Here is a 20,940-nt window from a genome sequence, read left to right on the forward strand (position 1 = left end):
TTCGGGGGCATGAGTTTGCCTGCCAAGTAGGGTGCGATGGAGGCGAAACAAACAGGATGGCGGCCGTCGCGCGTCAACTGTCTGCCGACAACGTGGTCCACGGCGCCGCCGACTGGCGGTCGACCACGCAGCCCTATCGTTGCGACGCGCGATGCGTCTCGCGTGATTCGAGGTGCCCCGGCTTGTTCACGCGCGTGATGAGGGGATGGGCGTCGCGCATTTATTCAAATGGGACAGAGGAGATTGGGTATGGAAAAGATCTGGCTTGATGCCTATCCGCCGGGGGTTCCGGCAGAGCTTGATTCCAGCGCGTATCGAAACATCACTGCATTGATCGAACAAAGCTTCAGCCGGTTTCACGCGAATCCGGCGTTTGCGTGCGATGGAAAGCAGATCACCTATGGTGAGCTCGACGTGATGTCCCGAGCACTGGCCGCGTGGCTGCAGTCACGCGGCCTCGAGCGGGGTGCGCGGGTCGCCATCATGATGCCGAACGTGTTGCAGTACCCGATCTCGATTTGTGCGGTGTTGCGCGCCGGCTACGTTGTCGTCAACGTCAACCCGCTCTATACGCCCCGCGAGCTGCAACACCAGCTGAATGACAGCGGCGCGGAGGCGATCGTCATTCTCGACGGCTGCACGGCAACGCTGGATGCAATCCTTGCGCATACTCAGGTGAAGCATGTTCTGGTGGCCACGCAGGGCAACGCTTCCGGCGCGGAACGGAAGCCGAGCCCGTATGCGGCATTTGACGACGCGATCGAGGAGGGACGTCGGGGCACATTCGTACCGGCTTCCCAGTCGCCGGACGATGTCGCTTTTCTCCAATATACGGGCGGGACAACCGGCGTGTCGAAAGGCGCGACGCTGTTGCATCGGAACATCGTCGCGAATGTATTGCAGTCGGACGTCTGGTTCAACCCGGCGCGCGATTTGCGCCCTGACGTGACGCAGTTCATCACGGTGGCGGCACTTCCGCTCTATCACATCTTTGCGCTCAATGTTTGCTGCCTGTTGACGATTCACATGGGGGCGCTTTCCGTACTGGTGCCGAATCCGCGGGACATCGGCGGGATGATCAAGTCGCTCGCGGGATACAAGGTCACGAATTTTCCGGGTGTCAACACGCTCTTCAACGCGATGCTCCATCACCCCGACTTCTCGCGCCTCGATTTCTCCAATCTGCTGCTGGCCAGCGGTGGCGGGATGGCCACGCAGGAAGCCGTCGCCAGGCGCTGGAAGGAGATGACCGGCGCGCCGATCATCGACGGATACGGGCTGTCCGAGACATCACCTTGCGTCGCGGTCAATCCCGTGACCGGGAGTGAGTTCAACGGCACCATCGGCCTGCCGTTGCCCTCCACGGAAGTGTCGATCCGGGACGACGACGGCAACGAATTGCCGCCCGGCGCAGCCGGAGAGCTGTGCATTCGTGGTCCGCAGGTGATGGCGGGTTACTGGCAGCGGCCGGACGAGACCGCGAAGGTGATGACCGAGGACGGCTTCTTCAGATCGGGTGACATTGCGTCGATCTCCGAAGCGGGCTTCGTGCGAATCGTCGACCGCAAGAAGGACATGATTCTCGTGTCCGGTTTCAACGTCTACCCGAACGAGATCGAAGACGTCGTCGCCAACCATCCCGGTGTATTCGAGGTCGCAGCGATCGGCGTACCCGACGAGCATTCCGGAGAGGCCGTCAAGCTGTTCGTGGTCAGGAAGGATCCGGCGCTGACGTTCGAAGACCTGATGGCGTTCTGTAAAGGCCAGCTGACCGGTTACAAGCGCCCGAAAAGCATCGAGTTTCGCGACAGCCTGCCAAAGAGCAACGTCGGGAAGATCCTTCGGCGCGAGTTGCGGGTGTCGAACAATTGACGTGGTGACCGAGGTGATGCCGGGAGATTGAGTGGCCGGCATCACCCGTCTCCTAACCGGCACGTGAATGGCAGCGCGGAAAAAGTCCGCCGCACGCCGGCGCCTGATGCGACGGCGCATCAGGCGCGCTGGCGACGCAAGGTCCGCTCAAGCATCCCCGGAAAGGCAGGCAGGGCCCGCATGAGCGGGGCTGCCGCCCCATTCGTGCCGCGGGTAAAGGCGCGTTCCGTCAGACGACTTCGAACAAGCCGGCCGCACCCATGCCGCCCCCCACGCACATCGCCACGACGACGTAGCGCGCGCCGCGTCGTTTGCCTTCGATCAGTGCGTGTCCGACCAGACGGGCGCCCGTCATCCCGTACGGATGGCCGATCGAAATGCTGCCGCCGTTGACGTTGTATCGGGCCGGATCGATTCCCAGCTTGTCGCGACAGTACAGCACCTGGCAGGCAAATGCCTCGTTGAGCTCCCACAGTCCGATGTCGTCGACTGTCAGGCCATGAAGCTTCAGGAGCTTGGGAATCGCGTAGATGGGGCCGATGCCCATTTCCTCGGGCGCATTGCCGACGACGGTCATGCCGCGATAGATGCCGAGGGGCGTCGCGCCGATCTGTTCGGCGGTCTTGCCGTTCATCAGGACGCAGGCGCTTGCACCGTCCGACAGCTGGCTTGCGTTTCCGGCGGTCACCACGCCACCGTCGACCACCGGTGCGAGCCCGGCAAGCGATTCGAGCGTCGTGCCGGGACGATTCCCCTCATCCTGCGTGAGCGTGACCTCCCTCCGCCACGTTTCGCCGGTCGCCTTGTCGACGACCCGCATCTGTGTCGTGATCGGGACGATTTCGTTCGAGAAGCGGCCTTCCTTTTGTGCGGCGGCAGTGCGCAGCTGGGAATCGAGCGCGTACTGATCCTGCACGTCCCGAGCGATCCCGTACTTGCGGGAAATGAACTCGGCGGTCTCGAGCATCGGCATGTAGGCGGCGGGTTGCACGGCCAGCACGTTGGGATCCTGGTCGGCACGCGTCCACTCGAAGTAGCGCGTCTGTACCGCCGAGATGTTTTCCTGGCCGCCCGCGACCACCACCTGCATCCCGTCGCACATGATCTGTTTGGCGGCCGTGGCGATCGCCATCAGGCCCGATGCGCATTGGCGGTCAAGCGTTTGCGCGCCGACCGAAGCAGGCAGCCCGGCCGCCAGCACACCTTGTCGGGCGACATTGTTGCCGGCGGTTCCCGCGTTGAGCACCGAACCGATGACGGCGTCCTCGATGCGATCCGGTTCGATCCCGGCGCGCAGCACGGCATGCCGGATGGCGTGACCGAGCAGGGTGGGCGAGTGCGTGAGGTTGAACGCGCCGCGATAGGCCTTGCCGATCGGCGTGCGCGCGGTGGAAACGATGACGGCATCAATCATATGACATCCTCATGAATTAGACGGAAGCAACGAAATGGAGGCTGCGCGCACGGGTCAGAACCAGTGCTCCGGCATCGTCAGGGGCGTGGTTTCCACGGGATTGAGCACCGCCAGCCATGCGGCCACCTTGGGCATTTCCCACCCGAAGAAGTAGTCGCACGCGGCGAGCTTGCCGCGATGGAAGTCGCTCCCGGTGGGGCCGCTCTCGAGCGTGTTGGCCACGAGCGCCTGATCGAGCCAGAGCCAGCCGACGACGACATGGCCAAATGCTTCGAGGTAGGCCGCCGCATTCGCCAGCTGGAGCTCCGGGTCGTCGATCCGGTGCAGCGCGTGGGTGACGAGTCGGATGCGCTCCCACGCGCATTCGAGCGTGTCGGCATGGCCATGGAGCGAACGGATCGACCGTGCCTTGAATACCGTCGCGGCGATTTTCCGGTCGAGAGCATGCATCGCGGCGCCGCCGTTTGCACGCGTCTTTCGGCCCAGCAGGTCGAGCGCCTGGATACCGAATGTGCCTTCGTGTATCGGGTTGAGCCGATTGTCGCGATAGAACTGCTCGACGTTGTATTCGCGCGTGTAACCGTAGCCGCCATGCACCTGAATGGCGAGATCGTTGGCGACGAGGCCCCATTGGGACGACCAGCTCTTGACGACGGGCGTGAGCAGGTCGAGCAGGCCATGCGCGTCTTCGCGGGCGCCGGCGTCTTCTTGCGAATGGATATCGTCGCTCAGTCGAGCCGCATACAGGCACAACGCGAGTGCACCCGACACGTAGGCCTTTTGCGCGAGCAGCATGCGCCGGACGTCGGCATGACGGATGATGGGGGCCTGTCCCGAGGCGGGCGACCGGTCACCGCGTGTCCGGCCCTGCAGGCGCGTCTTCGCATAATCCAGCGAGTGAAGGTAGCCGGTATAGCCGATCGCGGCGGCGCCGAGGCCGACCGAGATACGCGCCTCGTTCATCATGTGGAACATGTAGGCCAGGCCTTTGCCGGGCTCGCCGACGATCTCCCCGATCGCGCCCGCTTCGCCTCCCGGACGGTAGCGACCCTCACCAAAGTTCAGCAGGCAATTGACCGTGCCGCGGTACCCCATCTTGTGATTGATGCCTGCGAGGACGACATCGTTTCGCTCGCCGGGCAGCCCGTCGGCGTTGATCAACTTGCGCGGGACGGTGAAGAGCGATATCCCTTGAACGCCCGGAGGAAGCTGGCCGTTTTCATCGGGAATCTTGGCCAGTACCAGGTGGACGATGTTCTCGGCAATCTCGTGATCGCCGCCGGAGATCCACATCTTGTTGCCGAACAGGCGGTAGCGGCCGTCCCGGCTTGGAACCGCGCGCGTGCGGATATCGGCAAGACTCGACCCGGCTTGCGGCTCCGACAGGCACATCGTGCCAAAACATCGCCCTTCCGCCATGGCCTTGACGTAGTGCTCGACCCGGTCGCGCTCACCGTGGGCCATCAGCAAATTGGCGTTGGCGATCGTGAGAAAGGCGTAGCCCGCGGTTCCCGGATTGGCTGCCAGCAAATACGCCATGCCGGCCCGCTCCACGGTGCTCGGCAGGCTCATGCCGTTCCACTCGTTCGGGAACGACGCGCTGATCAGGCCGGCGGCCGCAAATGCACGCAATGCAACACCCACTTCCGGGTTGATGGTGACGCGTTCTCCGTCGAATGCGGGTTCGTTGCTGTCGTTCTTCTTGTTATGCGGTTTGAAGAGGTCCGTGGCAAGCGATTCGTACACATCCAGCACGGAGGTGTAGTCGAAGCGGTCCTGCCCGGCAAATCGTTGCCGACCGGTAAGCGATTCGACCTGCAGCCAGTCGAAAAGAATGAACTCCACGTCGCGACGGGAGAGGGTGAGTTCGCTAGTCATGGAATCGAATGAGTGAGTGTCTGGTGTCTTGGCGCGATTTCGACTGTCTTCAATAAATTCTGGAATGCGAAATTATGGGTTTGAAGCGATCGCGCTCGGAAACACTGAAGGACATCATGGGGTGATCGGCGTCGTCCACTCCGCTACGACATCGTGGGGATCGGTCGTGCATATCCGGAGGCGGTATGCATGGAGCGATTCGCGTGGTTTACAGTGGGACGGCATGTCCATTTCAATGTTGATCAAACGACCAAGTCATTTGGCCTATGAAATTAGCATGGTGTTCATCGACGGTCGATCGTGGTTAACCCGTCGCTTTCCGAACTGTGCCGTCATTGAAAGACGTGGGGCGATTCGAAGCGGTTGAGCGGCGCGTGATCAACCCCTGGTTCCGGTCGGAACTCGACCGGAACCAGGGTGAAGGACGCAAGGAAAACAGGGCGCAGGCCCGGATCGAGGCACGTGTCGCATCCGTTCCGGAAAGCGGTGGCGGGGCAGGTCAAATGTCTGAAGCGACCGGACGTGGCAGGATCCCGTCCCCGTCATGCAAACACGTCGGCAACATATCTGCCATGCTCCCGCTCCATCGTGTCGATCCACGCGCTGGCGCTTTCATCGTTCGCTCCCGTTGCCTCCTGATAAATGCGGGCAAGCGTGGCGCGTACGGCAGGCGCCATGTTCTTTCCGTCCCCGCAGACGAAGACGGTGGCGCCTTGCGCAAACAGGGCGGCGATCTTCTCGCGCTCCAGCCAGACTTTGTCTTGAACGAACCGGGCACCTTCCTCCGGGCGGTTCGAGTAAGCCGGCATCACTTCGACCACACCGCATCGTGCCCATTCGTCGAGTTCGTCGCGATAAAGAAAGTCGACGTCGGGATCATCGATGCCGAAGAAGAGCAACGACTTGCCGATGTTTTCCCCCTGCTGCTTCTGCAGTGCGCGCTCTTGCAGAAAGCCGCGGAAGGGGGCGATACCGGAACCGGCACAGATCAGGATCATCGGCAGACCGGTTTCGGCGGGTGGCCGAAAGTGTGCATTCGATGGCCTGACTGCAACGGACAGGCTGTCCCCGGTGTTGAGCCGCGCGAGATACGACGACGCCACCCCTTCATGGCGACCATTGCCGGAGAGCGCCGGTGCATCGACCACGGCTACCGTCAGCGTGACATGGTCTGCTTTCCAAAGCGGGGAAGACGAGATCGAATACTGGCGTGCTTTCAGCGCGGGCAGCATATCGAGGAACTTTTCGAGCGACAGGTCGACGGATCCGAAGCGTTCGAGCAGATCCATGACGGTGGTCCGTTTTCCCAGGATCTCGCCTTCGAAATCGTCGGCGCTCAGGCGCTCGAGCTCGACCTTCTCGGGAGGGCAACGCGTGGCGGCGGCCAGGGTCGATACTTGTGATCGGGTGGCAGGAACGGCGAGTTCGACATAGCTCGAGAACAGGTCACCACAACTGATGGGCTGGCCGAGCGGAAGGCGCGGATTACTTGACGTGCCTTCAATCACCACCTGCGTGTCCCAGCTCACGCGAAACCGGCGCAAGACGCGATCGACGTTGTTTTTCGAGTTGCGCGGCAGGACGGCCAGGTAATCTCCCGATTGATACGTCATCGCTTCCGGCAGTTTCAGTTCAATATGCTTTTTGGAGCGGCTGCCGGCCACGCTGATATCGACCAGTTCCCTGTTGTCGACGATGGACGCATGCGCCATGTCGCCGAAGTTCAGCAGTTTTTCACGGGTATTCTCGGCGAAGCTGACCTTCAGCGCGGTATCGCCCTGTTGCACGGTCGAGACTTCCTTCCCGGCGCTGATTGCAAATCGGTCCCACATTTCGGTATACCAATTGTCAAATTCACCGAAGAAGTCGCCACCGGAATCGAGTTCGCCTCTGACGTGCACTCTCGTGGCACCGGCCTTCTCGAGCGCCTCATCGACTCGCTTGGGAATCGCCTGGTAGGTCCGGGCCCATTGCTTGTTGCCGCACCCGAGAACCGAAAAATGGACACCGTCCAGCGCACCTTCGCCGAGTGCTTCGACATACGGGACGAATGATCGGGCGTTGTCGGGCGGCTGTCCTTCATAGGAAGCGGTGACGATCACGATGGCCGGATATCCGTCGAGTTTTCCTGCGAAATCGTCGAGCGGAGCGCACGTCGCGTGAAATCCGTGACGACTCGCATCCCCTGCAATACGTCTTGCAAAGGATTCGGCGGAGCCCGTGTTTCCCCCGAAGAGGACGAGCATGGTCGACACGTCTTCGCCGGAAGTAGTCGACTGAACCGGAGCGACGCTCGGGCTTTGAGCGCTCGAGCGGGCGCGAACGGCCGTATCGGGCGCTTTGAGCGCGCCTCGGGCCCGAGGTTTCACGTTGATCCGGAAACCGGTCGGCTTCAGCGTAAGCGTTTCGGCGACATCCAGCTCGTAGTCCGGATCGGCGAACGAGAAATCGAATCGCTGGAGCAGCATGATCAGGACGAGATGGGCTTCCTGCATCGCAAACGGGCGGCCGATACAGGCGCGTGCACCGTTGCCGAAGGGCTTCCATGCATTGGGCGGGAGTTGCTCCGCATTCTCCGGCGCAAATCGCTCCGGACGAAATGCCTCGACGTCCTCGCCCCAGACGCTCACATCCCGATGCAACATGGGCGTCAGGATCATGATGATGTCGTCGGGAGAAACGGCATATTTGCCGCCGAACGTGGTGTCGGCGAGCGGTGACACGGCGAATGCCGGCGCTGTCGGCCAGATGCGCAACGTCTCCATGAGGATGTGTTCGATGTAACGCAGTCGTGCGAGATGCTCGATCCGCGGCGTCTCGCTGCCCACCACCTCGTCGACCATGTCCCGTGCTTTTTGCAGGATGTCCGGGTTCTTGAGGAGGAAATAGGTGGCAAAGGACAGGAGCCCGCTGGTCGTTTCATGCCCGGCGATGAGAAAGGTAATCATCTGGAAGACGATGTTCTCGTCATCGAGTTTTTCTCCCGTCACCGGATCGATGCCGTTCAGCATGCGGTCCAGCAGGTCCATCGACGCTTCGTTATCGTGCGGGTGCTTGCGCCGGTCTTCGATCATTTTGGTCGCAAGCGATCGCATGACTGCGATGTCCGCGTCGAACTTTCGACTGCGATTGACCATCAGCTTCGACACAAGCTTTGGCCGCAGCTCGCGCTTGCCGGCCTCGCTGAGGGTGTTGACCATGGCATCGACAAATGGATGCTGGTCTTCACGGTAGAAGCTGTTGAAACGACAATCAAACGCACACAGGGCAATCGTATCGAGCGTCAGCCGCGTCATGTGATCGGATACATCGACCGGCGTCTCCGGGCCGAACCGCTCCCAATGAAGAAACATCTGGTCGGCGATGTCGACCATCTTGTCGAACATCGACCAGATACTGAGCGGGCCGAACGCCTGCATCAGCACACGATGCGCCTTGGCCCAGTTCGGTTCGTCACCGAATGCCGTAAATAACCCGTCGCCGATCGCGGGCCTCAGTTCGAGCAGCGACTGGTGCACACACTTCTGAAATCGGCTTTCATCGCACACCTCATTCACCAGTGTTTGCCCGCTGACAACGTAGTAACCTTGCCCGAACACCTCGAACCAGTAGACCGGCCCGTAAGTGCGCGCGAGATCCATCATCTTGGCAAGGGGAGACGGCCCGAGGACCTCCATCAGATGACCGATGACGGGTTTCAGGGGCGGCTGGGGGACGAGGGATGAGGACTTCATTTCAATAGCCTTTCAGAGGTGTGTTAGCACATCGCATCTCGATCTATTGAACAAATGTAAAATAGACAAAACCACGTGTCCAGAGCTTTTTATGTCACCTGATGTAAGCCCTAATACCGCCGATCCTCGCTTTCAACGGAGTTACGACGCGCTCGTTCGCGCCATGACCGAACTGCTCGACGAGGCGCCGCTGAACAAACTCAGCATTGCTCAGTTGGTGCAGCGCGCCGGCGTCGCGCGTCCCACGTTCTATCAGCACTTTCCCGACCTTCAGTCGGCCGCCCAGCGGGCGGCGCTGGTGAGGCTCGACGACGCTTTTGCGTTCGTCGAGGAGCAAGGCAAACGGCTGAACCCGCCGAGTGCCACTTTCTTCAGGTCAATGGAGGTGGAAACCGCGCTGATTCTCGAGCATCTGAATGCGCATCAGCATTTCTATCTGTCCGTGTTCAACGACGCGGCCACATCGGCGTTTTTCGATGAACTGGTGACCTTCGTTTCCGGCCGGCTCCTTCCGCCTTATGAAGGCGTCCGCACGGAAGCCGAGCAGGATTGCCTGACGGTGCTCGGCGGGGGATTGGTCTGGACGGCGGTGCACTGGCTTCGCCAGGGCGCCATGCGCGAGACGCCGGAGGCCATGGCGAAGCGCATGGCCCGCACCGCGGCGACGATCCTCGATGCGTTTGGTTTGACGCTCGGGTTCGCGCAGGCGGATTCGGAGTAGCGAGAGGGGAAGCGCGGGAAGCGGGCAGGTTGATCGACATGCGCCGCCTGTGTGCCCAATCGACTTGCACCGAACGCGCTGCGCAGGAATGGCGTCTTCGGTCGCATCACGAACCGACAGGTATTGACCGACGCGGGTGATCGCGAGGCTCGGTCGGTGCGTGCGGCTTTTCGGTGACTCGCATATCTCCACGTCAATCATCAACGCGGCGCCGCATGCGTGCGTCCATTACTGGAATCGACTGGACAGAAACGCGATAACGTCGGGTGCAACAACGGTCATGACCGTGCCGTGATCCTTGCCTGGGTAGGTCTTGTACGCCAGTGAGGGAGGCGGTGGCGTCGTCGCCTGCAGCCGTGAGACGAGTTCGTTCGTAAGCGTCGGTTGTACGAACACGTCTGCCGTACCCTGAAGGATCAGCGTGGGCGCCGTCAATCGGAAGTCGGGCTCAACAGCCGGATCATTCGCGGCAAGATAGGCTTGCATTTCCGGCACGCTACGCCACTGCGGATTGAAGCCGGCGTATCCGGCAGGTGTCTTCGTCGAGATCAACTGACCGATCTGACCGAAGGCCGCGAACACGCACTTTGTCCTCAGCTCCGTCAACTGAGACGCCAGATCGACCCCCATCAGCTTTGAAACGTCCACGTTGGGCGATTCGACTTGCACCGCGACAGTCAACATGCCGACGAACAAATTCTGGATTGCGGTGTAGAGCGCGGCATTCGTGGGATCGCTGGCGGCCATGTCGCTGAGCCCGTTGATTGACGCAGCGACGGACGTAAAGGGGGCTATGGCGACCGTGCCACGGAAATCGAGGGGGGAGGCGTCACCGACAAAACGCTGGAGTTCGAGGACACCGCGCCCACCTTCCGAATGTCCGACGGCCGCCCAATGGGTGGAAAGCGGCATGTCGCTCTCGCGCGCCGCGACTACCGCCGCAATGATCGATCGCGCCTCGCTTGCTGAATTGTAGTATCGGTACGGGGTATTTTCGGCCGGTCCCAGGCCTTCGAAATCGGGCGCGACCACCGCATAGCCTGCATGAACCAACGATTCGATGAAGTCGCTGTAATGGCTCGGGAAACCTTGCGCGGTCAATCCTCCGTCGAGCGTGTCCAGCGTCAGGCTCGGTGCGCATGTGGCTTGCCCCGCGGTCGTGGTACCGTGCGCCCACGCGACGATCGGCCATCCGCCCGCAGGTGCATTGCCCTTCGGAACAAACAGCAACGAAGTCGCGGGCGTCGTGCCGCCCGCCGTTGCCGGCATCGTATAGGTGAGAAGCGTTGCATGCGCGTCCGGTACCGACGTGACGGCCTGAGGTACTGCAGACATCAGTCTGGCATACCCGGAGTTGACGTCGTCGCCCCCGCCGCAGGCTCCGAGCGTCAATGTCATCGCCATCATCCATGCAGCAAGCGCTCTGCGCCCTCGTGATTCGCATGAACGTCGCGCAACGGATGCTGTCTTGGGATGCTTTCCACGAACGTTGATCGAGCGAGATGAACTTGCTCGCTTTACCTCCGTCGACGAAGTCCGACAGGTTTCCTTGTGTTCATTCATGATGTGCGTGGCCGGTCAACCGTTGAAGGGAAGGATGGCGATCCCGGTGGAAGCATGCCGAAAATCATTTGCGCCGCGCGTCCTCCCGCGAACCCGATACGCCAACGGGATCGCTTCAGCGCGGCGCGTCGACACATGAGTCGACGGGATCGCCGCGGATCAGAACCGATGTCGAATGGCGACGCGAATCGCGGTTTGGTGATTGGAGGTCGACGGCGTCAACTGATTGATGGACGCGACGGCGACTCGACCGGTCGAGTCGGTCCCGCTGGCACGCTGATAGGTGCCGACGAGGTAGACGTCGGTGCGCTTCGAGAGGAAGTAATCGGCTCCGACGGAAGCCTGATTGTAATGAGCTCCTCCTTTGGAATCGGCGCCACTATTCCGCGTGTAGACATACGCGGCACCGATGAGGAATGACGGCGTGAACTGGTATTTCACGCTCGCTTCGACGTTGTCGAACTTTGCGGTTCCTGCGATGCCGCCAGCGGGCACCGGCCCGCTCGATGTGTCGCCAAGATGACGGAACTGCGTATTGGAGTAGGTCGTTCCCAACGTCAGCGCGCCGATCGTATACGCGGCACCGGCACCGATAACTTGCAGCGAATGCGCCGACGCATAGCCCGAGATCACCGGTGATGCGCCGAAGTTCGAGCCCGGCACTTCATTGACCGTGGCGGCGACGGTTCCGCCGGAGCCGTAGAACGACGTGTTCGGGTTTCGGACGTTGAGATAGCCGGCGCCCAAAGAAAGGGGACCATTCGCGTAACTGACACCGGCTGACCAGATCTGATTGCGGCCCGTATGCCCCGCGACACCGCCGAGCGAGTAGAGCGCGGTTGCCGTCACGCCATGAAAGAGCGGGCTGGTGTACTTGATCGCGTTGTTGACGCGGTTCGTATTGTTGAAGTTGTCATTGTCGGAGGGGTGAGCGGCCATGGAGCCGCCCCATTGATCACCCACCTCGAACAGGCCGAGCGTATCGACGACGGAATCGTATTGTCGCCCGAGCGTGACCGTGCCATACGGGCTGGACAGGCCAACGTACGCCTGCCGACCGAATTCGAGGCCGCCTTGGCCGAGCTTGCCGGTATTGACGTCAAACCCGTTCTCCATCACGGCGATCACACCATAGCCACTGCCGAGATCCTCCCGTACACGCAGCCCCCAGCGGCTGCCATTCAGGACGCCGCTCGAGAGATTGTAAAGATGATGGCCAGCCGCATTGCTGACGTAGTTGGCACCCTCATCCAGAATCCCGTAGAGCAGTACGGTGCTTTGCGCACTTGCCGTACCGCTGACGAAGCCTGCCGCTGCGCAAAGCGCAATTGCCTTTCTCATTGAACGTCTCCAAATTCTCTTCTGAATTTATTCATCGTGACGTGGCGATTCATGGATCAAAAAGTTGATTCGGAAACCTGATTAAATTGAACCGATGAGATTCCTTGGGAAGAGACTTCAGATCGGTACAACAGAATCTACCTGGTCCAGAAATCGCTACGTTCGATGATTAGATTCGCCACCACCCCCATCGTCAATCGGTTGGCCCGTCTGATTCCGTGCATTGGAATGCGCATGATCCGAGGCCGTGCGGATGGGGTAGAGACCCCTACGGGTAAACCGCGTCAAGTTGGAACCCGAGATCATGCGCGGCCCGTTCAAGTGCCGGCAAGACACGTTATCCGAGCGCGCCGGCATTCGGTCGACGTGATTGAATTCCAGTGCGGCATGTGTCTCGACACGTTCCTTGTTGTACGTTGTTTGATCCGGAACGGTTGTGCACCAGCCGTCGAATCGATGGCCGGTGCGCGTGGCGATGTGGAAGGGCAGATCAGACGATCTTGCGCGATCGCAAATCGGCGACCTCGCATGCGTCCAGTCCGAGGCCGGCGAGAATTTCATCGGTATGCTCGCCGGTCAACGGTGGTCGCGTATGGATCTCCGGCGGCGTGCGCGACAACGACACGGGCGTGGCGAAGATGGGCACCTTTTTCGGCGCACCGGGATAATCCATCCAGTGGATCACGTCGGCAGCCTTGATGGTTTCGTCTTCCAGTGCCTGGCGTGGCGAATTGACGGGGCTCGCAGGGATGCGTGCCTGCTCCAATTCGGCCAGCGCGTCGGCGAGCGTCTTGTCCGCGCACCATGCGCTCATCAGCTCGCTCAGGAACGCGCCGTTCTCGCCGCGCAGCCTGTCATCGGCAAAGCGCGGATCGTCGAGCAGTTCCGGTCGGCCCATGAGTTGCGTCCATCGTTTGAACATCGGACGGCCGATGACCTGGGTGATGAACCAGCCGTCCGTCGCCTTGAAGATGTCGGACGGCGCGTAGCCGGACGCACGGTTCAGCGTGGCCTGGCGATCCAGCCCGAGCAACGCTTCCTCGATCAGCGCGCCGCTGGCCATGTTCAGGCCCGTGCACAGCAACGACGCGCTGACTTCCTGTCCCATGCCGCTGCGCTGGCGTTCGTAGAGCGCCAGCATGACGCCGAGCGCACACGAGAACGCCGTGGCGAAGTCCACCACCGGTACCATGGCCTTTTGCGGCCGATCGGGCGTACCTGCGATGTACACCGCGCCGCTCAGTGCCTGGCCGACGCCATCGAAGCCCACGCGGTCGCGCACGGCTTCGCTGTTGCCGAATGCATTGGACGCAACGAGGATGATGTCGGGCTTGATCGCGCACAGGCTGTCGTAGTCGAGCCCGAGGCTCTTGAGCGTGCGGGGCGGCATGTTCGCGATCACCACGTCGGCATCGACAACCAGCTTGCGCACGATATCGCGCCCCTCGGGGCTGTCCAGATCGAGCGTCATCGAGCGCTTGTTGCGGTTGACCTGCAAGAAAAGTGCGCCTTCGCCGTGCTCGGTCACGGGTACGATAAATCGATCCTCGCCGCCGCCGACACGATCGATGCGGATGACATCCGCACCATAGTCGGCCAGCAGTGCCGAGCAGAACGGCCCGGCGATGAAGCGTCCGAAATCGAGGACCTTGATGCCTTCGAGTACTTTCATGTTTCGTGTGCGGTTGAGTCAGGCGGAGGTCGCGGCAGCGCGCACTTCGTCGAGCGCGCCGGGGTTGTCGAGTGACGACAGGTCGCCCGGGGGCTGCCCGCAGTACACGCTGCGGATCACGCGCCGCATGATCTTGGAGCTGCGCGTCTTCGGCAGTTGCGCGACCACATGCACTCGGCCCGGCCGGAACGGGCGACCGAGACGCTTGTCGACGTGGCCGGACACGATGGCCTCCAGATCCGCACCCGCGCCACCGGCGCCGGGCTTCGGCACGACGAACACGACGAGTTTCTGGCCCTTGTCCGCATCGGCGACGCCGATCGCGGCCGCCTCGGCCACGTCCGGCAGTTCCAGCACGACTTCCTCGACCTCGGCCGGCCCCAGGCGCTTGCCGGCGACTTTGAGCGTGTCGTCGGAACGGCCCATCATGAAGTAGTTGCCATCGGACGTGCGCAGCGCCAGGTCGCCATGGACCCAGATGCCCGGGATGGTCTGCCAGTAGGTTTCCAGGTAGCGTTCGTCGTCGCGCCAGAACGACTGCGTCATGCCGACGAACGGCGCACGGATTGCCAGTTCGCCGACTTCGCCGGTCACGCTCTGGCCGTCGGCATTCACCACGTCTGCGGCCACGCCGGGCGAGACGGTGTTGAAGCCGCTCGGCGGAATCGGCCGAATCGGGACGCTCGCGAGCAGCGCGCCCGATGCCTCGGTGCCGCCCGTGTAGTTGATGACGGGCGCCGTGCCGTCGCCGAAGCGCTGCAGGAACCAGTTGAAATGCTCGGGTGCGATGCCTTCGCCTGCCGTGATCAGCAACCGGACGGTGGAGCGATCGCCCGCGAGCGCGAGCGCCTCGTGGCTGGCCATCCCGCGGATCAGCGTGGGCGCCGATCCGAAGTGCGTGACACGGTGACGTTCCACCACGCGCGACATGCGCGACCAGTCGGGGTAGTCGGGCGCGCCGTCGTAGCACACCAGCGTCGCGCCCCGCAGCAGCGCGCAGCCAAGCACCAGCGTGCCCGCGATCCAGCCCATGTCGGCGGGCCAGCAGTAGACGTCGCCGGGATGCACGTCGAAGTGAACCAGCGAATCGTGCGCGATCTTGATCGGGAAGCTGCCGTGCGTATGCACCACGCCTTTCGGCTTGCCCGTGGTGCCCGACGTATAGATCACCATGAACGGCGTATCGGGCGTGACGGACACCGGCGGGACGCCCTGGCCCTGTCCGGCGCTTGCCGTTTCCTGCCAGTCGAGGTCGCGTGTATCTTGAGCGGTGTTGCCTTCGCCGCGCTTCCAGATCACGTGTTCGAGCAACGGCAGCTGGCGCCATGCGTCGCGCAGCGCGCCCTGCACATCCACCCGCTTGGTCCGGCGCGAGAAGCCGGTGGATGCGATCACGATGCGCGCCTCGGCAGCCGACAGGCGAGCCACGATCGCATCGACCCCGAAGCCGCTGAACAACGGCACGACCAGCGCGCCGAGATGCACGATGGCCAGCAGCGAGACGGTCGCCTCGACGCCGTTTTCCATCAGCAGGCCGACGCGGTCGCCCTGTCTGACACCGTGCCGTACGAGTCCCGCGGCGAAATCGCTGACGCGCTGCTCCAGCTCCGCGTAGGTCAGCTCGCTGACGCTGCCGTCTTCCCGCTCGGCGACCACGGCCTTTTGTTGCGCAGTGGCGGGGTTGCGCGCCCAGCCATAAATGGTGTTGACCCAGTTGAGTTTGCCGCCGGGGAACCAGCTCGGAAACTGCGGGCCGCGCGACAGGTCGGCGTAGCCTGTCGGCAGTGCGTCCCATGCGATTGCGCATTCATCCATCACCGTCGTCCAGTAGCGCTCCGGCTCAGCGATCGACACACGCATCAGTTCTTCGTACGACGGCACGCCCAATGCGTGCATCAGTTTCACGATGCCGGCGTGCTGCATCTCGCGCTGGCCGGGTTGCCACACCTGGCCGGATTCATGGTTGCTCATGATCGGTCTCCTGCCTTATGCGCGCTCGACAATCATCGCGATGCCCTGGCCGCCGCCGATGCACATCGTTTCAAGGCCGTAGCGGACCTTGCGGCGCTGCATTTCGTGCAGCAGCGTGCTCATGATGCGGACACCCGTCGCGCCCACGGGGTGGCCCAGCGAGATGCCGGAGCCGTTCACGTTGAGCTTGTCTTCCAGCGTCGCCATCGAGCTGCCCCAGCCCTTCACGCAGGCCAGCGCCTGGCACGCGAACGCTTCGTTCAGCTCGATCAGGTCCATCTGGTCGAACGTGAGGCCGGTGCGTGCCAGCACCTTCTGCACGGCAGGCACCGGGCCGATGCCCATGCGGGCCGGATCGCAGCCGGCGGCGGCCCAGCCGACCAGCCAGCCGATCGGCGTTAGTCCGAGCTCGTCGAGCTTGTCCTCGGCCACGATCAGGCAGGCGGCGGCCGCGTCGTTCTGCTGACATGCATTGCCGGCCGTGACGACGCCGTCCTTCATGATCGTACGCAGTTTCGCGAGGCTTTCCAGTGTGGTTTCGCCGCGCACGCCTTCGTCCTGTTTGACGATCAGCGCATCGCCCTTGCGCTGCGGCACGGCGACGGGGACGATCTCCGCGTCGAAATATCCGGCCTGCTGCGCGGCGGCGGCGCGCTGATGGCTGCGTGCGGCGAAGCGGTCGGACGCGTCGCGCGTGATGTCGTATTCGCGCGCCAGCGTCTCGGCGGTTTCGATCATGCCGCTGATACGGCCGAAGCGGCTTTCCGGTTGCGAGCGTTCACGGCCACGGTCGAGCCGATCGTGCATCGTGACCGAGCCCGCACGCTTGCCCCAGCGCATGTCGGTGGTATAGAACTCGACGTTGCTCATGCTTTCGACGCCGCCGGCCATCACCACGTCGGCCGCGCCGGTCTGCACCATCATGGCTGCCGTGGCGAGCGCCTGGACGCCGCCGCCGCAGCGCCGGTCCAACTGCATGCCGGCCACTTCGATCGGAAACCCCGCCTGCAGCGCGACCCAGCGCCCGGTGCACGGCGTTTCGCCGCTCGCATAGCTTTGCGCGAACACGACGTCGTCGATGCGTGCGGGATCGAGCCCGGTACGCTCAACGACGGCGCGAGCGACGGTCGCGCCGAGTTCCTCCACGGGAACGCCCTTCAACGCTCCGCCAAACGCGCCCACGGGGGTGCGCAGCGGGGAGACGATGGCTGCTCGTTTCATTTCGAATGCCTCTTGAATGTCATCAATATTCAGCCACCCTCGTTCGCGTGTCACGCGCCGGCAGCCATGTTCGTTGCAATGCCGTCGCCGGATCAGCCGTAGCGTCCGCCCGTGACGTGCAGCACTTCGCCGCTGATGAAGCCGGCGCGCTCACTGGCGAGGAAAGCCACCGCGTCGGCGATGTCGTCCGGACGCCCGACGCGCTTGATCGGCTGCGCGGCCACGGCGCGTTCCTTGATCGTTTCGTAGGTCGGCAGCGCTTGCACCATTTCCGTTTCCATGAAACCCGGCGCCACGCAGTTTGCCGTGATCCCGTAGCGGCCTTCTTCCATCGACAGCGCCTTGGCCATGCCGATCAGGCCGGCCTTCGCAGCCGAGTAGTTGGCCTGCGTGGGATTGCCCAGATAGGCGCGCGAGCTGATGTTGATCAGCCGGCCCCAGCCCTGCTCGATGAAATGCGGCATCACGGCCCGCGCGGCCAGGAAGGCGCCCTTGAGCATGACGTTCATGACGAAATCCCAGTCGTCTTCGCTCATCTTGACCAGGTACTTGTCGCGCGGTGCACCGGCGTTGTTCACCAGGATATGCACGCCACCGAAGTGCTCGATCGTCTGGTCGACGAGGCGCTGGACGTCTGCTTCCCGCGTGATGTCACCTACGATGCAGTGTGCGGCCAGACCGTCGTCCTGCAGCGCCTTGGCCGTGGCTTGCGCCAGTTCGGCGTTGATGTCGGTGATGACGACGCTCGCCCCTTCCTGTGCGAGCCGGCGCGCGGTGGCGGCGCCCAGGCCGCGAGCCGAGCCCGTGACGATGGCAACTTTGCCGGTCAAACCCAGATCCATGTGTGTCTCCTGAAGAATTGCGTTTCAGCGCAGATCAACCCGCGCGTTGGTCAAAACCACCACGTTGCGCTCCACGGCCGTGACGCGCAGTGAAACCGTATTGCCGCGTATCCACATCTCGGTGCGCAGCGTATCGCCGGGCCACGCCGGCGCGGTGAAGCGCACGCGCATGCCTGCAAAGCGTGTGTCGTCGTAGGCCAGCACCGTACGCAGCACCGCGTGCGCTGCGAGGCCCATCAAGGCCATGCCGTGCAAAATGGGGCGGGGAAACCCTGCCGCAGAGGCCACGGCCGGATCCGCGTGCAACGGATTCAGGTCGCCGCTCAATCGGTAGATCAGTGCCAGTTGCGCCGGGGTGGTCAACTCGCATACACAGTCCGGGGCTCCGTCAGGCATCGCGTGCGGTGTCGGCAGGGCGTCGGTGCTACCGCCTTCGCCGAACCCGCCATCGCCGCGCAACAGGCTCAGCTGGACGACGGTGGCGAGCAGGTTTCCCGTCTCGGCATCCGCGATGTCGCGCGTCTGCTGGAGAAACGCGCCTTTGTTTTCCCCCTTGTCCCACAGGCCGGTGATGCGCGTCGTGCCCGTGACGCGGCCGCTGGCCGGTAGGGGCGCGTGAATCCTGATTTCCTGCTCCGCGTGCAGGATCTTTTGCCAGGTGATGCCCGTGTCCGGTTCGCGTGCCCAGAAGCCCGGGTACGCGAGCACGTTCGCCATGGTCGGCAGCGCACGTAGCGACGCGCCATCCTTGCCCTCGTAGACGTAACGCAATTGCCCCGCATCGAGCGGGTCGACGCCGAGGCCCAGGCCGAGCGCGTAGAGCTGGGTGTCGCGCAGCGAGTACGCATGCTCGATGGACGGGAACGGGCGGGACAGCAAGTGATTCGGCTGGAGCGGCATGGTGGACGTAACGGCAGTTGATTCGAGCTCTTACGGTGGAACCGGCTCAATCTGCGGTCAACGGATCGCCGAACGTTGTTCCGTACCTTGGCAGGAGCTGCCGTACCTGACGTGGCCGATTGCCAATGCCAGCCTTGTCGTGGCACTTTCATTCTGCGGAACGTTTTCGACGGTTCGGTTGTATCGCATTGTCGGCCGGCGCAGCATCGGAGCATGTTCATCCCTTCATCTGGCACACCGACATGATTCGCGATCAAGAAACGCTCAACGGCCTGCTCGAGTCCATCGCCCGCTTCGTACGCGAGCGACTCATACCTAATGAGGAACTCGTTGCGGAAACCGACGAGATTCCCGACGACATCGTCGCCGACATGAAGGCGATGGGCCTGTTCGGCCTCACCATTCCGGAACGCTTCGGCGGTCTGGAGCTGACCATGGAAGAGGAGGTTCTGGCGGTGTTCGAACTGTGCCGCGCGTCGCCGGTATTCCGGTCGCTCCTGGGCACCACCGTGGGCATCGGTTCGCAGGGCATCCTGTTCGACGGCACGCCCGAGCAGCAGGAGAAGTATCTGCCGCGCCTCGCGACTGGCGAGCTGATCGCGTCCTTTGCACTGACCGAACCGGAAGCCGGCTCCGACGCGGCGTCGCTTCGCACCACGGCGATCCGGGATGGCGACGACTACGTGGTCAACGGCACCAAGCGCTTCATCACGAACGCGCCTCATGCAGGTATCTTCACGCTGATGGCCCGCACCAATCCGGACGACAAGGGCTCGGGCGGCATTTCGGCGTTCATCGTCGATGCGAAAACGCCTGGCATCAGTTTCGGCAAGCGCGACAAGAAAATGGGGCAGAAAGGTGCCCATACGTGCGACGTGATCTTCGATAGCGTGCGCGTGCCGGCAGCGAACCTGATCGGCGGGAAGGAAGGGCAAGGTTTCAAGACGGCGATGAAGGTGCTGGACAAGGGCCGCATCCATATCGCCGCGGTATGCGTGGCTGTGGCCGAGCGAATGCTGTCGATGGCGTTGTCCTATGCGATGGAGCGCAAGCAGTTCGGCAAGCCGATCGCCGATTTCCAGCTCGTGCAAGCGATGCTGGCTGACAGCAAGGCCGAGATCTATGCGGCTCGCTGCATGGTGGTCGACGCCGCGCGCCGGCGCGACGACAAGCTTCCGGTCAGCACCGAGGCCTCGTGCGCGAAACTGTTCGCGTCCGAGATGTGTGGCCGTGTGGCCGATCGTGCGGTACAGATTTTCGGTGGCGCCGGCTACATGGCCGAATACGCGATCGAGCGCTTCTATCGCGATGTGCGCCTGTTCCGCATCTATGAGGGCACGACCCAGATCCAGCAGGTGGTGATCGCCCGCAACATGGTCCGTGACGCTCAATGAAGCGCGACGCGAAGGGTGCAATGACGGCTGTCGACGAGCATGCCGAAGCACGGCGCGACAGGGCGACGGAGGCCGAACGATCGTTCGTACGCCTGAGCCCGGACGGGGCGCGGCGCGATGCCGCGAACTGGGCGTGGGTGGGTGGCAGCGCTCACTATGACTGGATGGATCACACATCGTTGTTCGTGCACCACGACTAACGCTGGTTGCGGGCTTCTGCATGCCGCACCGATGCCGCCAGCAGGTCGGCTGAGTGCTGTTCGTCGTCGCGATGCCGATAGCGACTCCCGGCAGAACTCGTGAGAATGCAGATGCCCGGAAGCAGTCCGATGCATCGCGAACGACGCCGCGGATCCCGCGCATCGCCGGGAAATCGGTCCGCCGGCGGATGGATCGCGTCGACAGGATCTCTTTAAC

Annotated in this window: 14 protein-coding genes; 4 read left to right on the forward strand and 10 right to left on the reverse strand. The window is 62.8% G+C overall.

What is annotated here, in order from left to right:
- Window positions 1-249: 249 nt before the first annotated feature.
- On the forward strand, window positions 250-1,872 hold the full coding sequence (locus CFB40_RS37145; protein ID WP_089434221.1) for a long-chain-fatty-acid--CoA ligase: 1,623 nt from the start codon (window positions 250-252) through the stop codon (window positions 1,870-1,872).
- Window positions 1,873-2,101: 229 nt separating this feature from the next.
- Here the strand turns inward: CFB40_RS37145 and CFB40_RS37150 are convergent, their stop codons facing one another.
- The 3 genes from CFB40_RS37150 to CFB40_RS37160 form a co-directional block, all read right to left on the reverse strand.
- Window positions 2,102-3,286: an acetyl-CoA C-acyltransferase gene (locus tag CFB40_RS37150; RefSeq protein WP_089434222.1), complete on the reverse strand. Its 1,185-nt coding sequence runs from the start codon at window positions 3,284-3,286 to the stop codon at window positions 2,102-2,104.
- Between the two features lie 54 nt (window positions 3,287-3,340).
- Window positions 3,341-5,164, reverse strand: coding sequence for an acyl-CoA dehydrogenase (locus tag CFB40_RS37155; RefSeq protein ID WP_089434223.1), 1,824 nt, complete (start codon window positions 5,162-5,164; stop codon window positions 3,341-3,343).
- Window positions 5,165-5,706: 542 nt separating this feature from the next.
- Window positions 5,707-8,898 carry a bifunctional cytochrome P450/NADPH--P450 reductase gene (locus CFB40_RS37160; RefSeq protein WP_089434224.1) on the reverse strand — a complete coding sequence of 1,064 codons (3,192 nt, stop codon included), beginning with the start codon at window positions 8,896-8,898 and terminating at the stop codon, window positions 5,707-5,709.
- Between the two features lie 163 nt (window positions 8,899-9,061).
- Here CFB40_RS37160 and CFB40_RS37165 point away from each other — a divergent pair, with 163 nt between their 5' ends.
- Complete coding sequence (locus tag CFB40_RS37165) at window positions 9,062-9,619, forward strand: TetR/AcrR family transcriptional regulator (RefSeq protein ID WP_254600129.1); 558 nt, start codon at window positions 9,062-9,064, stop codon at window positions 9,617-9,619.
- Between the two features lie 228 nt (window positions 9,620-9,847).
- Here the strand turns inward: CFB40_RS37165 and CFB40_RS37170 are convergent, their stop codons facing one another.
- The 7 genes from CFB40_RS37170 to CFB40_RS37200 all read right to left on the reverse strand — a co-directional run bounded on the left by CFB40_RS37170 (window position 9,848) and on the right by CFB40_RS37200 (window position 19,129).
- Window positions 9,848-11,017 (reverse strand): alpha/beta fold hydrolase, encoded by a 1,170-nt coding sequence (locus CFB40_RS37170; protein WP_143329957.1) that lies wholly within the window; start codon window positions 11,015-11,017, stop codon window positions 9,848-9,850.
- Between the two features lie 324 nt (window positions 11,018-11,341).
- On the reverse strand, window positions 11,342-12,523 hold the full coding sequence (locus CFB40_RS37175; protein WP_089434227.1) for a porin: 1,182 nt from the start codon (window positions 12,521-12,523) through the stop codon (window positions 11,342-11,344).
- Window positions 12,524-13,013: 490 nt separating this feature from the next.
- Window positions 13,014-14,195: a CaiB/BaiF CoA transferase family protein gene (locus tag CFB40_RS37180; RefSeq protein WP_089434228.1), complete on the reverse strand. Its 1,182-nt coding sequence runs from the start codon at window positions 14,193-14,195 to the stop codon at window positions 13,014-13,016.
- 18 nt (window positions 14,196-14,213) lie between these two features.
- Window positions 14,214-16,166, reverse strand: a complete 1,953-nt coding sequence (locus CFB40_RS37185; RefSeq protein WP_373452712.1) for an AMP-binding protein — start codon at window positions 16,164-16,166, stop codon at window positions 14,214-14,216.
- Window positions 16,167-16,181: 15 nt separating this feature from the next.
- Entirely contained in the window at window positions 16,182-17,387 is a 1,206-nt protein-coding gene (locus CFB40_RS37190) for an acetyl-CoA C-acetyltransferase (protein WP_089434230.1), read from the reverse strand.
- 92 nt (window positions 17,388-17,479) lie between these two features.
- Window positions 17,480-18,229, reverse strand: a complete 750-nt coding sequence (locus CFB40_RS37195; protein ID WP_043185634.1) for an SDR family NAD(P)-dependent oxidoreductase — start codon at window positions 18,227-18,229, stop codon at window positions 17,480-17,482.
- A 24-nt stretch (window positions 18,230-18,253) separates the two neighbouring features.
- Window positions 18,254-19,129, reverse strand: a complete 876-nt coding sequence (locus CFB40_RS37200; protein ID WP_089434231.1) for a MaoC family dehydratase — start codon at window positions 19,127-19,129, stop codon at window positions 18,254-18,256.
- Between the two features lie 242 nt (window positions 19,130-19,371).
- Between CFB40_RS37200 and CFB40_RS37205 the strand changes: the two genes are divergently transcribed.
- Together CFB40_RS37205 and CFB40_RS37210 are read left to right on the forward strand one after the other, a co-directional pair.
- Window positions 19,372-20,523: an acyl-CoA dehydrogenase family protein gene (locus CFB40_RS37205; RefSeq protein WP_089434289.1), complete on the forward strand. Its 1,152-nt coding sequence runs from the start codon at window positions 19,372-19,374 to the stop codon at window positions 20,521-20,523.
- A complete protein-coding gene (locus CFB40_RS37210; protein WP_089434232.1) occupies window positions 20,520-20,723 on the forward strand; it encodes a hypothetical protein in 204 nt (67 codons plus the stop codon). Before CFB40_RS37205 ends, CFB40_RS37210 begins: the two co-directional genes overlap by 4 nt.
- Window positions 20,724-20,940: the final 217 nt, after the last annotated feature.

Origin of the sequence: Burkholderia sp. AU31652 (assembly GCF_002223155.1) — a bacterium.
Lineage (GTDB): Bacteria > Pseudomonadota > Gammaproteobacteria > Burkholderiales > Burkholderiaceae > Burkholderia.

Bases quoted from the DNA above. Each gene is read 5' to 3' on its own strand.
- CFB40_RS37145 (WP_089434221.1), top strand. From the start codon at position 250: ATGGAAAAGATCTGGCTTGATGCCTATCCGCCGGGGGTTCCGGCAGAG.
- CFB40_RS37150 (WP_089434222.1), bottom strand. From the start codon at position 3,286: ATGATTGATGCCGTCATCGTTTCCACCGCGCGCACGCCGATCGGCAAG.
- CFB40_RS37155 (WP_089434223.1), bottom strand. From the start codon at position 5,164: ATGACTAGCGAACTCACCCTCTCCCGTCGCGACGTGGAGTTCATTCTT.
- CFB40_RS37160 (WP_089434224.1), bottom strand. From the start codon at position 8,898: ATGAAGTCCTCATCCCTCGTCCCCCAGCCGCCCCTGAAACCCGTCATC.
- CFB40_RS37165 (WP_254600129.1), top strand. From the start codon at position 9,062: ATGACCGAACTGCTCGACGAGGCGCCGCTGAACAAACTCAGCATTGCT.
- CFB40_RS37170 (WP_143329957.1), bottom strand. From the start codon at position 11,017: ATGACATTGACGCTCGGAGCCTGCGGCGGGGGCGACGACGTCAACTCC.
- CFB40_RS37175 (WP_089434227.1), bottom strand. From the start codon at position 12,523: ATGAGAAAGGCAATTGCGCTTTGCGCAGCGGCAGGCTTCGTCAGCGGT.
- CFB40_RS37180 (WP_089434228.1), bottom strand. From the start codon at position 14,195: ATGAAAGTACTCGAAGGCATCAAGGTCCTCGATTTCGGACGCTTCATC.
- CFB40_RS37185 (WP_373452712.1), bottom strand. From the start codon at position 16,166: ATGAGCAACCATGAATCCGGCCAGGTGTGGCAACCCGGCCAGCGCGAG.
- CFB40_RS37190 (WP_089434230.1), bottom strand. From the start codon at position 17,387: ATGAAACGAGCAGCCATCGTCTCCCCGCTGCGCACCCCCGTGGGCGCG.
- CFB40_RS37195 (WP_043185634.1), bottom strand. From the start codon at position 18,229: ATGGATCTGGGTTTGACCGGCAAAGTTGCCATCGTCACGGGCTCGGCT.
- CFB40_RS37200 (WP_089434231.1), bottom strand. From the start codon at position 19,129: ATGCCGCTCCAGCCGAATCACTTGCTGTCCCGCCCGTTCCCGTCCATC.
- CFB40_RS37205 (WP_089434289.1), top strand. From the start codon at position 19,372: ATGATTCGCGATCAAGAAACGCTCAACGGCCTGCTCGAGTCCATCGCC.
- CFB40_RS37210 (WP_089434232.1), top strand. From the start codon at position 20,520: ATGAAGCGCGACGCGAAGGGTGCAATGACGGCTGTCGACGAGCATGCC.